The organism is Kordia zhangzhouensis (genome assembly GCF_001005305.1).
GTDB lineage: Bacteria > Bacteroidota > Bacteroidia > Flavobacteriales > Flavobacteriaceae > Kordia > Kordia zhangzhouensis.
This window is the reverse complement of record NZ_LBMH01000003.1, coordinates 211,539-225,052: the sequence shown is the minus strand read 5'-3', so window position 1 is coordinate 225,052 and position 13,514 is coordinate 211,539. Positions and strand designations below refer to the sequence as shown.

The 13,514-nt window shown below is 33.6% G+C and carries 13 protein-coding genes and 1 tRNA gene; 8 read left to right on the top strand and 6 right to left on the bottom strand.

From position 1 onward, the window contains the following. Positions 1–59: 59 nt before the first annotated feature. The 7 genes from murG to AA088_RS04315 all read left to right on the top strand — a co-directional run bounded on the left by murG (position 60) and on the right by AA088_RS04315 (position 7,183). Entirely contained in the window at positions 60–1,166 is a 1,107-nt protein-coding gene (gene murG, locus AA088_RS04345) for an undecaprenyldiphospho-muramoylpentapeptide beta-N-acetylglucosaminyltransferase (RefSeq protein ID WP_046743730.1), read from the top strand. Between the two features lies 1 nt (position 1,167). Further along, entirely contained in the window at positions 1,168–2,520 is a 1,353-nt protein-coding gene (gene murC, locus AA088_RS04340) for a UDP-N-acetylmuramate--L-alanine ligase (RefSeq protein WP_046743729.1), read from the top strand. Then, on the top strand, positions 2,510–3,229 hold the full coding sequence (locus tag AA088_RS04335; RefSeq protein WP_046743728.1) for a cell division protein FtsQ/DivIB: 720 nt from the start codon (positions 2,510–2,512) through the stop codon (positions 3,227–3,229). The genes murC and AA088_RS04335 overlap by 11 nt, the downstream gene beginning before the upstream one ends. Before the next feature lie 3 nt (positions 3,230–3,232). Next, a complete protein-coding gene (gene ftsA / locus AA088_RS04330) occupies positions 3,233–4,582 on the top strand; it encodes a cell division protein FtsA (protein ID WP_046743727.1) in 1,350 nt (449 codons plus the stop codon). A gap of 21 nt (positions 4,583–4,603) precedes the next feature. Beyond that, complete coding sequence (gene ftsZ / locus AA088_RS04325) at positions 4,604–6,526, top strand: cell division protein FtsZ (protein WP_046743726.1); 1,923 nt, start codon at positions 4,604–4,606, stop codon at positions 6,524–6,526. A gap of 100 nt (positions 6,527–6,626) precedes the next feature. Further along, positions 6,627–7,079, top strand: coding sequence for a GatB/YqeY domain-containing protein (locus tag AA088_RS04320; protein WP_046743725.1), 453 nt, complete (start codon positions 6,627–6,629; stop codon positions 7,077–7,079). A 30-nt stretch (positions 7,080–7,109) separates the two neighbouring features. Then, positions 7,110–7,183: transfer RNA gene (locus AA088_RS04315), tRNA-Arg, on the top strand. Positions 7,184–7,422: 239 nt separating this feature from the next. Here AA088_RS04315 and AA088_RS18175 read toward each other — a convergent pair. The 3 genes from AA088_RS18175 to AA088_RS04305 all read right to left on the bottom strand — a co-directional run bounded on the left by AA088_RS18175 (position 7,423) and on the right by AA088_RS04305 (position 9,758). Further along, positions 7,423–7,575 (bottom strand): hypothetical protein, encoded by a 153-nt coding sequence (locus tag AA088_RS18175; protein WP_156168402.1) that lies wholly within the window; start codon positions 7,573–7,575, stop codon positions 7,423–7,425. A gap of 151 nt (positions 7,576–7,726) precedes the next feature. Then, positions 7,727–7,927 (bottom strand): hypothetical protein, encoded by a 201-nt coding sequence (locus AA088_RS04310; protein WP_156168400.1) that lies wholly within the window; start codon positions 7,925–7,927, stop codon positions 7,727–7,729. A gap of 109 nt (positions 7,928–8,036) precedes the next feature. Beyond that, the gene (locus AA088_RS04305; protein ID WP_082106558.1) at positions 8,037–9,758 is read right to left on the bottom strand and encodes an AraC family transcriptional regulator; all 1,722 of its coding nucleotides are present in this window, start codon (positions 9,756–9,758) and stop codon (positions 8,037–8,039) included. A gap of 233 nt (positions 9,759–9,991) precedes the next feature. Here AA088_RS04305 and AA088_RS04300 point away from each other — a divergent pair, with 233 nt between their 5' ends. Further along, positions 9,992–10,192 carry a hypothetical protein gene (locus AA088_RS04300; RefSeq protein ID WP_046743722.1) on the top strand — a complete coding sequence of 67 codons (201 nt, stop codon included), beginning with the start codon at positions 9,992–9,994 and terminating at the stop codon, positions 10,190–10,192. A gap of 193 nt (positions 10,193–10,385) precedes the next feature. On the opposite strand, the gene argH is transcribed toward AA088_RS04300, so the two are convergent. The 3 genes from argH to argB are packed head-to-tail and all read right to left on the bottom strand — an operon-like array spanning position 10,386 to position 13,513. After that, the gene (gene argH / locus AA088_RS04295) at positions 10,386–11,660 is read right to left on the bottom strand and encodes an argininosuccinate lyase (RefSeq protein ID WP_046743721.1); all 1,275 of its coding nucleotides are present in this window, start codon (positions 11,658–11,660) and stop codon (positions 10,386–10,388) included. 12 nt (positions 11,661–11,672) lie between these two features. Continuing rightward, positions 11,673–12,740 carry a M20 family metallo-hydrolase gene (locus AA088_RS04290; protein ID WP_046743720.1) on the bottom strand — a complete coding sequence of 356 codons (1,068 nt, stop codon included), beginning with the start codon at positions 12,738–12,740 and terminating at the stop codon, positions 11,673–11,675. Further along, positions 12,737–13,513: an acetylglutamate kinase gene (gene argB, locus AA088_RS04285; RefSeq protein ID WP_174442398.1), complete on the bottom strand. Its 777-nt coding sequence runs from the start codon at positions 13,511–13,513 to the stop codon at positions 12,737–12,739. The genes AA088_RS04290 and argB overlap by 4 nt, the downstream gene beginning before the upstream one ends. Between the last annotated feature and the right edge of the window lies 1 nt (position 13,514).

The window sequence follows — 13,514 nt, the reverse complement described above, 5'->3', positions numbered from 1 at the left end:
GAAACATGCAGCACAAAGAAAAAATAAATAGTCAAATTTTAGACCTAAAAGAATAAACATTGAATAAGCAGGAGCAACCATACAGAATCATACTCTCAGGAGGCGGAACAGGAGGGCATATCTATCCTGCAATTGCGATTGCAAACGAGCTCAAAAGAAGATACCCAACAGCTGAATTTCTATTCGTTGGGGCAAAAGATAGAATGGAGATGGAAAAAGTGCCGCATGCGGGTTATAAAATAGAAGGATTGTGGATTTCTGGCTTACAGCGAAAACTAACGCTCAAAAACCTATTATTTCCTGTAAAATTGATGAGTAGCTTGATAAAATCACGAAAAATCGTTAATAAATTCAAGCCAGATGTAGTAATTGGAACAGGCGGATTTGCAAGCGGTCCTTTATTGAAAGTAGCTTCCAATAAAAAAGTGCCAGCGTTAATTCAGGAACAAAACTCATATGCTGGAATTACGAATAAACTGCTAGGAAAGCAAGTACAAAAAATTTGTGTGGCATATGATAAAATGGATCGATTTTTTCCTAAAGAAAAAATTGTAAAAACAGGAAATCCTGTGCGACAAGACTTATTAGAAATTAAAGGAAAAAAAGAAGAAGCAATTCATCATTTTAAATTAGAAAAAAATAAAAAAACGATTCTTGTAATAGGAGGAAGTTTAGGAGCAGGAAGAATTAATGAGTTGATTGAAAAAGAGCTTCCCTACTTTAAGCAACAGAATGTGCAACTGTTATGGCAATGCGGAAAATATTATTTCGAAAAATATAAAAAACATACTGAATTAGCGTATGTGCAGGTACGTCAATTCATCAATAAAATGGATTTGGCGTATGCTGCCGCAGATATTATTATTTCAAGAGCAGGAGCGAGTTCGGTATCTGAATTGTGTATAGTAGGAAAACCAGTGATTTTTATTCCGTCACCCAATGTAGCAGAAGATCATCAAACAAAAAATGCATTGGCGATTACGGAGCAAAACGCAGGAATTTTAATTCGTGAAAAAGAATTAGATAATCAATTTGAAATATGTTTTGATGAATTGATAGGGTCTGAAAAATTGCAAGCAGATTACGGGGCAAAGATTAAAAAACTAGCCTTGCCAGATGCAACCATGAGGATTGTAGATGAAGTAGAAAAATTATTAGAGAAGTAAAGTGAATTTGGAACAAATACATAACGTTTATTTTATTGGAATTGGAGGCATCGGAATGTCTGCCTTGGCACGTTATTTCAAATTCGTCAATAAAAATGTTGCTGGTTACGACAAAACTAGAACAACCATTACTGAGGCGCTTGAAGAAATGGGAATTGATGTGTCCACAGAAGATAATATCTCTAAAGTAGCTACTGAATTTTTAGATAAAGACAAAACAATTATCATCTATACGCCTGCAATACCCTCATCGCATGCAGAGCTTACATATTTCCGAGAAAACGGATTTACCATTTATAAAAGGGCGCAAGTCTTAGGATTGATAACTAAAGATACATACTGCTTAGCAGTTGCGGGAACACACGGAAAAACAACGACATCTAGTATTTTAGGACATTTATTGGCTGAATCGGGTGTAGAAGTCACAGCTTTTTTAGGAGGTATTGCAGAAAACTATCAATCAAATTTAATTCTCAAAGGAAATAAAATTACGGTAGTGGAAGCAGATGAGTTTGATCGCTCATTTTTACAACTGTCACCTAATATAGCGTGTATCACTTCCGTAGATGCAGATCATTTGGATATTTATGGTGAAAAAGAAGTTTTACAAGATTCTTTTGTAGCCTTTACAAAACGACTCAAATCTGGAGGAGAACTTTTAGTACAGGAAGATATTCAATTACAAGGAATCAAATATGGATTCGATGATGCAGTTGACTATCAAGTGCAAAACATACGTATACAAAACGGAACATACATTATTGATATTAAAACGCCTTCAGAAATAGTGAAGGACATACGATTTAATTTGCCCGGACGACACAACTTGTTAAACGGACTAGTAGCTTTTGCGATGGCGGAGAAAATAGGAACCCCAACCGACCGCCTCGCTAAAGCTATGGAAACATTTAAAGGTGTACAGCGTAGATTTTCATATCAAATTAAAACAACAAACTTTGTATTTATTGATGATTATGCGCATCATCCGACAGAAATCAATGCGCTGCATCAAGCAGTGCGAGAAATGTATCCAGGCAAAAAAGTAACGATAATATTTCAACCACATTTGTTTAGTCGTACAAAAGACTTTGCAGATGAATTTGCTGAAAGCTTATCGCAATTTGATGAAATTATTTTATTGGAAATCTATCCAGCACGAGAAGAACCAGTGGAAGGCATCACTTCTAGTTGGCTGCTTAATAAAATACATAACGAAAAAAAACAGTTGTTAACCAAAAACAAACTCATAGAACAAGTAGCTCATCTTTCAACAGATGTATTGCTTACTGTTGGAGCAGGAGATATTGGAGCAGAAGTAAAAAAAATAAAAAAAGTACTCGCAATTGAAAATTAATTGGAATCTCATAAAAGGAATTGTACTTGTTGCAGTAGTAGTGTTTTTATATGCTTTTTCAGCAAATAGAAATGCAGCACGCATCATAGAAAATCCTGCAATTCAATTTCTAGATGGAGAGCAATATTTCATTACACGTACAATGGTTAATAAATTGTTAATACAAAATAATGATACGGTTACGAACATACGGAAAGAACAGTTAGATTTGGATGTTCTAGAGGAACGTTTACGCGCGAATGAAATGATTCAAGATGCAGAAGTGTATCTGTCTGTAAATGGGACTCTTGGTGCTAAAATTAAACAGCGAACGCCTATTGCACGTATCGCAACTAATGACTCTTATTATGTCGATTCTGAAGGAAAAGCGATGCCTTTATCCACGGTTTCGGCTGCGCGTGTTCCATTTGTAGAAGGACATGTCGATAAAAAAGAGTTGAAAAACATATATGTATTAGCCAACTATATTGCTGCTGATGACTTTCTCAAAAAGAATGTGATCACCATCATACAAAACCAAAACAAAACATTCGATCTGAAATTAAGAGCGAATGACTTTGTGGTACAATTTGGCGACATAAAAAATATAGAAAAGAAGGTGAATAATTTGAAAGCGTTTTTCAAAAAAGCAGCAAAAGACAAAACGCTTGATAATTATACAAAAGTTGATTTAAAATTTACCAATCAAGTAGTGTGCACCAAAAAATAAGTCATGGAAAACAATAACATTGCAGTAGGATTAGACATAGGAACCACGAAGATCGTGGCAATGATTGGGCGAAAAAATGAGTATGGAAAACTAGAAATTCTTGGAGTAGGAAAATCCAAGAGTCTCGGAGTGCATCGTGGTGTGGTAAATAATATTACACAAACAATTCAATCTATTCAGCAAGCAGTACAAGAAGCGGAAAGTGTTTCTGACTTAAAAATTAGTGAAGTTGTTGTTGGAATTGCTGGACAGCATATTCGTAGTTTGCAACATAGCGATTACATCACACGTTCCAATGCAGATGAGGTTATCGATGATTCTGATATTGACATGTTGATTAATCAAGTATATAAATTGGTTATGCTGCCTGGAGAAGAGATTATTCATGTGCTTCCGCAAGAATATAAAGTAGATGGACAAGCAGAAATTAAAGAGCCAATCGGAATGTATGGCGGGCGATTGGAAGCAAATTTCCATGTGGTGGTTGGACAAGTTTCCTCAATAAGAAATATTGGTCGCTGTGTTAAAAGTTCTGGCTTAGGTTTGGCAGGAATCACTCTAGAACCTTTGGCATCTGCTAATGCCGTATTAAGTCAAGAAGAAAAAGAAGCAGGTGTTGCCTTGATTGATATTGGAGGAGGAACCACAGATTTGGCAATTTTTAAAGATGGAATCATTCGTCATACAGCAGTTATCCCTTTTGGAGGAAATGTGATTACAGAAGATATCAAAGAAGGGTGTTCTATCATTGAAAAACAAGCAGAACTACTTAAAATAAAATTTGGTTCAGCGTGGCCAGGAGAAAATAAAGATAATGAGATTGTTTCCATCCCTGGCTTACGCGGTAGAGAACCTAAAGAGATTACGTTAAAAAATCTCTCTAAAATCATTCATGCACGTGTAGTTGAGATTATCGAACAAGCCTATTTAGAAATCAAAAACTACGGACATGAAGAACAAAAGAAAAAACTAATTGCAGGAATTGTGTTGACAGGAGGAGGAAGTCAGTTGAATCATTTAAAACAATTAGTAGAATACATTACTGGAATGGATACGCGAATAGGCTATCCTAACGAACATTTGGCAGGAGACTCAGATGCAGATATGGCAAGTCCGTTATATGCTACTGCTGTCGGATTAGTAATGAATGCTATCGAAAACCAATCAAAAGTTGTTGTTGAAGAAGAAATTGTGGAATCACCTACAGAAACAATTTCAGAAGTAGAAACCACTACAAACGACACAACAGAACATACCAGCGCCCCAAAACCATCGGAACCAAAAAAAGAACGAAAATCAATCTTTGAAAAATGGGCCGATAAGTTAAAAGATTTTTTAGATAACGCAGAATAATAAAAAACCAGTTAAAGAATTATGAGTAGCAACACAGAATTCGGTAACATTTCGTTTGATTTACCAAAAAACCAATCAAATGTAATCAAAGTGATCGGTGTAGGTGGAGGCGGAAGCAACGCCATCAATCACATGTTTCAACAAGGAATAAAAGGTGTAGACTTTGTGATTTGTAATACAGATTCACAAGCTCTTCAAAATAGTCCCGTACCCAACAAAATTCAATTGGGAGTTTCCCTTACGGAAGGACTTGGCGCAGGAGCCAATCCAGAAGTAGGAGAAAAAGCGGCATTGGAAAGCATTGATGACATAGGAACAATGCTTGATACCAATACCAAGATGGTATTTATCACTGCTGGTATGGGTGGAGGAACAGGAACTGGAGCTGCTCCTATCATTGCAAAACTAGCAAAAGATAGAGATATACTTACAGTAGGAATAGTAACAATACCTTTTCAATTTGAAGGAAAAATGCGAAATGCACAAGCACGTATAGGTGTTGAAAAGTTACGTTCGCATGTAGACTCTTTGATAGTAATCAATAATAATAAGCTCAGAGAAGTATATGGTAATCTAGGATTTAAAGCTGGTTTCTCTAAGGCAGATGAAGTTTTATCAACTGCTTCTCGCGGAATTGCAGAAGTAATTACGCATCACTATACGCAAAACATCGACTTACGTGATGCAAAAACTGTGTTATCAAATAGTGGAACAGCGATCATGGGATCGGCTAATGCTTCTGGTGCCAATCGTGCCAGCGAAGCTATTATGAAAGCATTGGATTCTCCGTTGTTAAATGATAATAAAATTGCCGGAGCTAAAAACGTACTGTTGCTTATCGTTTCTGGTTCAGAAGAAATTACGATTGATGAAATTGGAGAAATTAACGATCATATTCAAAATGAAGCAGGTGGAGGAGCAAACATCATTATGGGTGTTGGTGAAGATGAAACATTGGAAGATGCAATTTCTGTAACCATTATTGCGACTGGTTTTGATGTGGATCAGCAAGACGAAATCGTCAATACGGAATCTAAAAAAATTATTCATACACTTGAAGACGAACAACGTGCAGTTCAAAACTTAACACCGAAGCCTACTTCTGTAGTAACACCAACTACGCCAAAGGCAACGATTCCGGTTGAGACTCCAAAAAAAGAAGAAGTGATTCGTCACACATTAGTGGATGATACAGCTGAAATGAAGCTTATTCCAACTACTGAAATACTTAAAAACATGTCAGTGGTCTATGAAGAAGTAAAAGCAATTCAAGAAGATGAATTCATCATCACGAACATGACAGAGGAGATTAAGTCAATTGAAGTGCATGATCCAGAGTTTGTAATTGCAGAAAAGAAGGACGAAAATCAGATTGCTTTTTCATTTGATATGCCGTTAAAAAATTCTTCGGAAGAAACCGTAGAAAAAAAGGAAGATATTATTAAATTTGAACTTTCTTCAGATGAAGTAAATGCGATTGAAGTAAAAGATCATGTAGAAGTTATACCTGTAACCGAAGTAAATGATAAAGGAGTTACACGTTACAGTTTGGACGACTATATGGATGAAGAAGAAACTTCAGAGAAGAAAATGCCTAAAGCTGCAGAAGAAAGTATTGTTTTTGAGAAAAAAGTCATTGATTCTCCTGTAGAGGAAGTACAAAAAGTAGATGAAATTGATCCTTTTAATTCAACGATTGAAGAAAGCTTAAAAAGCAGAGCTGATGAGCGTAGAAGAAAACTAAAAGAATTCAATTATAAATTTAATAATAGCGTTTCTCGCATTGATGAAATTGAAAAACAACCTGCATACAAAAGAGCAGGAATTGAATTGAATGATGCGGCTACAGATTCAAAAGCTTCCCGAACTAGTTTAGGTACGGATAGCAATGATGATATGCAATTAAGAAGTAATAACTCTTTCTTGCACGATAATGTTGACTAATTAGATTTAGTACTATTATATATGTTTTTTAGACCCGGAAATTGCTGTTCTATTTTCGGGTTTAATTTTTTATCTTCGCTATTCAAAAAAATATAAAATCATGGCATTACAACAAGATATAATGACGGCGATGAAAGTTGCAATGAAAACAAAAGATCAAACTGCTTTAGCTGCACTAAGAGCGGTAAAATCTGAAATATTGCTTGCAAAGACTCAAGATGGAGCTAAAGATGAATTATCAGAAGAAGAAGAAATTAAACTGCTTCAAAAGTTAGTAAAACAGCGAAAAGATAGTGCTGTAATATTTAGCGAGCAAGGTCGTGAAGATTTAGTAGAACCAGAATTGGCTCAAGCAGCAATTATTGAACAGTTTTTACCTGAGCAACTATCTGAAGAAGAAATAGAAAAAGTAGTCGTAATGACCATTGATGAGATTGGAGCATCAGGAATGAAAGATATGGGAAGAGTAATGGGCATTGTATCCAAAGAGTTGGCTGGACAAGCGGATGGAAAAACCATATCTACGATTGTCAAAGCTAAATTATCAAATTAAAAGATTTATTTTTTATATAAGTATATCAATGGCCTCGTAGCTCAGCTGAATAGAGCACTGGATTTCGGCTCCAGCGGTCGCAGGTTTGAATCCTGCCGAGGTCACGAATAAATGAAAAGCAAGCTAAAATAAATAGCTTGCTTTTTAATTTTAGCGCGTTTTTCATTTTCAAAGCGGAGCTTTAAGGAAATATAATCCTGCCGAGGTCACAAAATTGTAAAAGCCTGTAATCTTTTAAACTACAGGCTTTATTATTATATTCAAACGGATTTTAGTATATGTTTTTAGGTAACTTTTAAAGGTTAACATTTAATGCATAATCTGAAAACTTGTGTGTAATAAATTAACCGCCACACTCATCAGTTTCTACATAACCTCCTGTTCCGTTTCCTAGTGTTCTTGTTCCTCCATTTGTACCTCCTTTAATTTTATTAAGTTTTATAGATGAAACAGTTTTTTTGTTCAAATTAAGGGTTTTAAAATTCTTTTTTTTCATAATATTTTAAAATTTAATTTTCTGTAAAATACAAATAAATTTAAGATGATTTCTAGTCAAAAAATAAATGAGAGTGTTCCTACAAAAACTTTTATGGTAAATAGTAGTTTCTTTGAAATAACTTACTTCTTCAGTTTTAGGGATAAAATATTTAACCGCCACACTCATCAGTTTGTGCATAGCCTCCTTGAGTTCTAAGCGTGCCTCCATTTGTTGTTTGACAGCTAGTATCATAAGGGTCTTGAGTTTTCTTAGGCGGGCAGGTATGAGTGTCTGGCAGACAACCTGAAATGATAGTTTGTTCAGCACCTCCTAAAATCATACGTAAATTATTGATTTTAGCAATTTTCATTTTTTTCAGTTTTAAATTTTTCATAATGTTAATGATTTTATGTTACAGATGACAAGGTGTAAATTTTTTTTAAAATCTGCTAAATTTTTAATTGATGTTTTATAAAACATCAATTTTTTAACTTGTTGGTAGATAGTGATTTAATGTAATATGAAGGAAGCATTTTTGTTTGAGCTTTAAAAGCTTTAGAAAAAGTCTCCTGACGCTTAAAACCAAACTCTTCTGCAATTGCCTTGATGGTATAAGCTCTTAGTTTTTTGTCATTTTTTAAACGAATCAATGCAGCGTTGATTCGTAATTCGGTTAAATAAGATTTAAAAGGTTTTCCTTTATACGTATTAATTACATTCGATAAATAGGATGTATTAGTTTTTAATTTTTTGGCAACAAAACTTAGGGTACAATCCTGCCGTAAATAATATTCCTTTTTCTCGAAAGTCTCTAAACCTTCTAAAATTTCCAATACACTTTCATCTGTTATAACCGAAGCAATAGTTTTAGTAGGTTCAGATTCGATTTGAGATTGCTCTAAAGTTTCTATAGTTTGTAAAAGATCTTGAAAATGTTTCTTAGCTTGGTGTTGTTTTTTTCTATATAAAAAGAAAAATAAAAAAAGAGATACAACTAAAATGGCTGAGACAGTATACCATAAAGTAGCACGACTTTTTTGCTCTTGTCCATAAAGATCTAAAATAGTTATTTTGTTTTCTAAATCGGCTTTATCGTGCTTCTCGTATATAGTACTAATTACTTCCATATCCATACTATCATTCTTTTTATTTAACTCAGAATATTCGGTAAAAGTTTCCGAGACCTCATTCGTTTTTCCCGTAGCATTATAACTTAATAATAATAGTTCTTTGGCTTCTTCTAAATCGGGAAAATTGATTTTCTTTTTATTTACAATAGTATTTACTTTTTTAAGGGCTAAAATAGCTTCCTCATACTTTTCTTGTTTATAATAGCTTTTTCCTAAATAGAAATATGGAGTAACTAACTGATCTTCATTTGAAACACTCAAAAAGTACGATCTAACTCTTTCAGAAGATATAATAGTTTTGTTATAGTTTCCTTTCTGAAAATCAATAATGGCATCATTCATCAACAAAGGAAAGTAAGCATGTGGATATTTAGCTTCGGAACATTTATTTAGTGCCAAATTATTAAAATACTCAGCCTCCTTTGTATTTTTCATTCTTAGGTATGTGTCTGCAAGGTTCATTAAAAGAACAATCTCATTAAACTCTTTCTCGGAACTATCAATTTTTTCTAATAGCGCAAGAGTCTCTTTGTAAATAGTAACTGCCTCTTTAAGGTTTTTATGTATTTTTTTCAGATAGGCAATGTTAGAAGATACAATAATTAGATGCATAGGATCTCCTGATTTTAAGGAGTGTTTTTTTGCTATTGAATACTCATCAATAGCTTCAAGTTCATTCTCTTTTTCGGAAAGGATATTTCCTCTGAGATTGTGATTGTTAAAGAGCAAAGAATTGTCTTGTAATTCAGTAGCTGTGGTAATGGATTCATCAATGTGCTCTAATGCTAGATCATATTTAGCCATATTTGTAAAGGATTGAGCTATATAGTATTGAGACCAAGCAATTTGAGATTTATTTCCTTTTTTTAAAGCCATTTTGTTGGCCGCAATGGCATATATATTGGCTTTTTTAGGATTATTATATCTATAGGTCAAATACAAAGAATCCAGCTCTTCATATGATTTAAGTGCTAAAGAATCTGACTGTGCATATAGTATTGAAAGATTGGAAATAAGTATAAATAATAAAGTTATTTTATGAATATAAGGGGATTGTTGAGTGCTAAACATATATTAGGTTTATTGAAATTACCCAAATATAACGAGAAGTTACTTTTTATTGAAAAAGAAAGAGAATCTAAATATATTAATTAATGTTTTTTAAGCTTATAAAAAGGAGAAATTTACTTATTAAATTATATGAAAAGACACAATTGATGTTTTATAAAAGGTCAAGTGCATCCCTTTGTTTATAGGCTTTGAGATGTTTTCTTTGAGTTATTATTAATTCAAAATTTATTATTATGAAAAAACAAAATTTCAAATCATTAAAGCTTAACAAGAAATCTATTTCAAATTTTGAAATTACAGGAATTAGTGGTGGAATTACAGGACATCATTGGACATGCAATCCTTCTCATGTAGATAGTAAATGTTGCCCAGCCACAGTAGTTCACACATGTAATTATTCTGATGAAAGAACGTGTACAAACACCACTTTTTAATAGAATAAATAAAGTCATGATCGGAAGAAATTTCGATCATGATTTTTAATAAGTAACTATCGGCTACTTACAATTCAGTTTCCTACTCATCACACAATCTTTCACTCTTCCGAAATGTTTGTACCATAGTGTTATTTTTTCCTTTTTTATTTTCTATGTTTCGTATAATGAAATCAATGTCAAGATATTTATACTAATTCGGAAACTTAGCACGAATTTGATCCAAACATAAATTATGAATACTGCCAATATGTGTATGTTTTTTGGAGATTTCAGGTATGTAAATACCTTCTTGTACTTGCTTGCCAATGGTTTGGTAAGCTTCCCTAAACGAAACACCATTCATTACTAAATTATTAATACTGTCTACAGTAGAAAGATATTTGTACTTTTCATCACTCAAATCAACCTTTTTTACTTGAATTTGTTTGATAGAATGATTGAAGATTTCTAATATGTTTTTTACATCTAAAAAAGCAGCAATCATGTGTTCTTTTAAAAGTTGAAAATCTCTGTGGTAGCCGCTTGGTAAATTGTTTGTAATGAGTAACATTTCTGAATATAGCGCCTGAATTTTATTGCATTTTCCTCGAATGAGTTCAAAAACATCGGGGTTTTTTTTATGAGGCATAATGCTACTTCCTGTCGTGAAAGCATCTGGAAACGAAATAAAACCAAAGTTTTGACTCATATATAAACAAATATCCATCGCAAATCGTGCTAACGTATTGCATAAACTTCCCAATGCCATAGCAACTGTTCGTTCGCTTTTTCCTCTGCTTAATTGTGCAGCAACTACATTGTATTTTAAAGTTTTAAAACCTAATTCATTTGTTGTAAAAGCTCTGTCAATAGGAAAAGAACTTCCGTAACCTGCTGCCGAACCTAAAGGGTTTTGATCTACTGTTTTTAAAGCTGCTTGTAAGAGATACACATCATCAATTAAAAGTTCTGCGTAGGCAGAAAACCATAACCCGAAAGAAGAGGGCATAGCAACTTGTAAATGTGTATACCCAGGTAATAAAACTTCTTTATGTGTTTCTGCCAATTGTAAAAGCGTCTCAAACAAAACTTGTGTTTGCTCTGTGATGAAGTTTAAATTGTCTTTATAAAATAATTGTAAAGCGACCAACACTTGATCGTTTCGAGAACGTGCGGTATGAATCTTTTTTCCCACAGTACCATACGCTTTTGTAAGCTCATATTCAATTTTTGAATGTACATCTTCAAACTGTGATGCTATTACAAAAGTATCGTTGTGTAGTTGCATTAGTAAGGTTTCCAATCCTTCAGTAAGCTGCTCCAATTCTTCAGTAGTAATGCTATTAATTTTATGCAACATTTTTGCATGTGCTAACGAAGCCCATATGTCGTATTTAGCAATATACATATCTATTTCCCTGTCGTTTCCAACAGTAAATGCTTCAATTTTTTTATCTATGTTAATTCCTTTATCCCAAAGTTTCATATGTTTTCTATTTTAGTATACTAGTTTCTTTAATAACTCGATGTAAATTTTAATTCCTTCTTCTATTTCTTCTATATATATAAACTCATCTGCAGTATGTGAACGAGAGCTATCTCCAGGTCCTAATTTTACAGAAGGACAGGACAATACAGCTTGGTCAGATAGTGTGGGAGATCCATAAGTTTTTCTACCCAAAGCAATACCCGCTTGTACCAATGGATGCTCTTTAGGAATAGAGGAAGAGTTTAGTCGTAAGCTTCTTGGAATGATAGATGTGCAAGGCGATTCTTTTTGTAAGATGGAAACAATTTCTTTGTTGGTATATGCATCATTAACACGAACATCAACTACTAAATGTACATTTGCTGGAACGGCATTATGTTGTTTCCCTGCATTGATTTGTGTAACAGTCATTTTTACGTCTCCTAATATAGCAGATGTTTTTTTAAAAGTGTATTCTTGAAACCATTGCAAAACCTTTATGGTGTTATAAATGGCATTGTCTGTGTTGAGATGTGCAGCGTGACTTGGTGTTCCTGTAACGATAGCATCAAAAACCAACAATCCTTTTTCGGCAATGGCTAGTTGCATTAATGTAGGCTCTCCAACAATGGCAACATCAATTTTAGGAATGATAGATAACATACTATTCAATCCATTTTCACCACTACTTTCTTCTTCTGCGGAAGCAACAATGACAAGATTGTACTTTAAGTTTGGTTGATGGTAAAAGTAAGTGAAGGTTGCGATGAGTGAAACCAAACAACCACCAGCATCATTACTTCCTAAGCCGTATAGTTTTCCGTTTTCTATAATGGCTTTAAATGGATTTTTAGTATATCCATTATTAGGTTGTACCGTATCATGATGTGAATTTAAGAGCAATGTAGGTTTGCTTTCTTCAAAATGTAAATTGGTTGCCCAAATGTTATTATTTGTTCTTTTAAAAGGAATGTTGTGTTGCAAAAACCAATTTTCTATATGTATTGCAGTACCTTCTTCTTCAGAGGAAAATGAAGGGGTTTCAATAAGTTGCTTCAGTAACGTAATTGCTTCGTTTGTTAATTTGGTATGGTTCATTTTTGAATGGTTGTATGTTTTAAATTTTTATCCAGCAACATTGCATATTTTCCAATGTGAATTTTTTGTACTTGATGCGTAACTGCATGAAAACAATTAGCGAGCTTTGGCAGCATTCCATCTGTAATGATGTTACTTTTTAATAAGTTTTGATAGTTTTTCGAATCAATTTTTTCAATAACAGAATCGCTGTCATTGACATTTTCTAATACCCCATTTTTTTCAAAGCAATAATATAACTCTGTAGTGTATTCGTTTGTAAAAGCAATGGCTAATTCAGAAGCAACAGTATCTGCATTTGTATTTAACAATTGTCCATTTTTGTCGTGCGTAATTGCACAAAATACAGGAGTAATGTTTTGATTAAGAAGTAGTTTTAATGTGTGAATGTTGACTTTTTGAATGTCCCCTACAAATCCGTAATCAATAGTTGTTACTGCACGTTTCTTTGAAACTATACTATTGCCGTCAGCACCAGAGAGACCAATAGCATTGGTGTTTTTTGCTTGCAGCGTTGCAACGATTGTTTTATTGATTTTCCCTGCATAAACCATAGTTATAATGTCTAAAGTGTCTGCGTTTGTAATACGTCTACCATCTTTTATTTGTACCTCAATATTCATTTGTTGTGCCAATTTGGTAGCTGATTTTCCGCCTCCATGCACCAAAATTTTTGGAGAAGCTAATTTTGCAAAATCATCCAAGAAATTGGCTAAATCATTTTCATCATTTATAATGTTTCCGCCAATTTTTACAATTTTCAATGTTTCCATG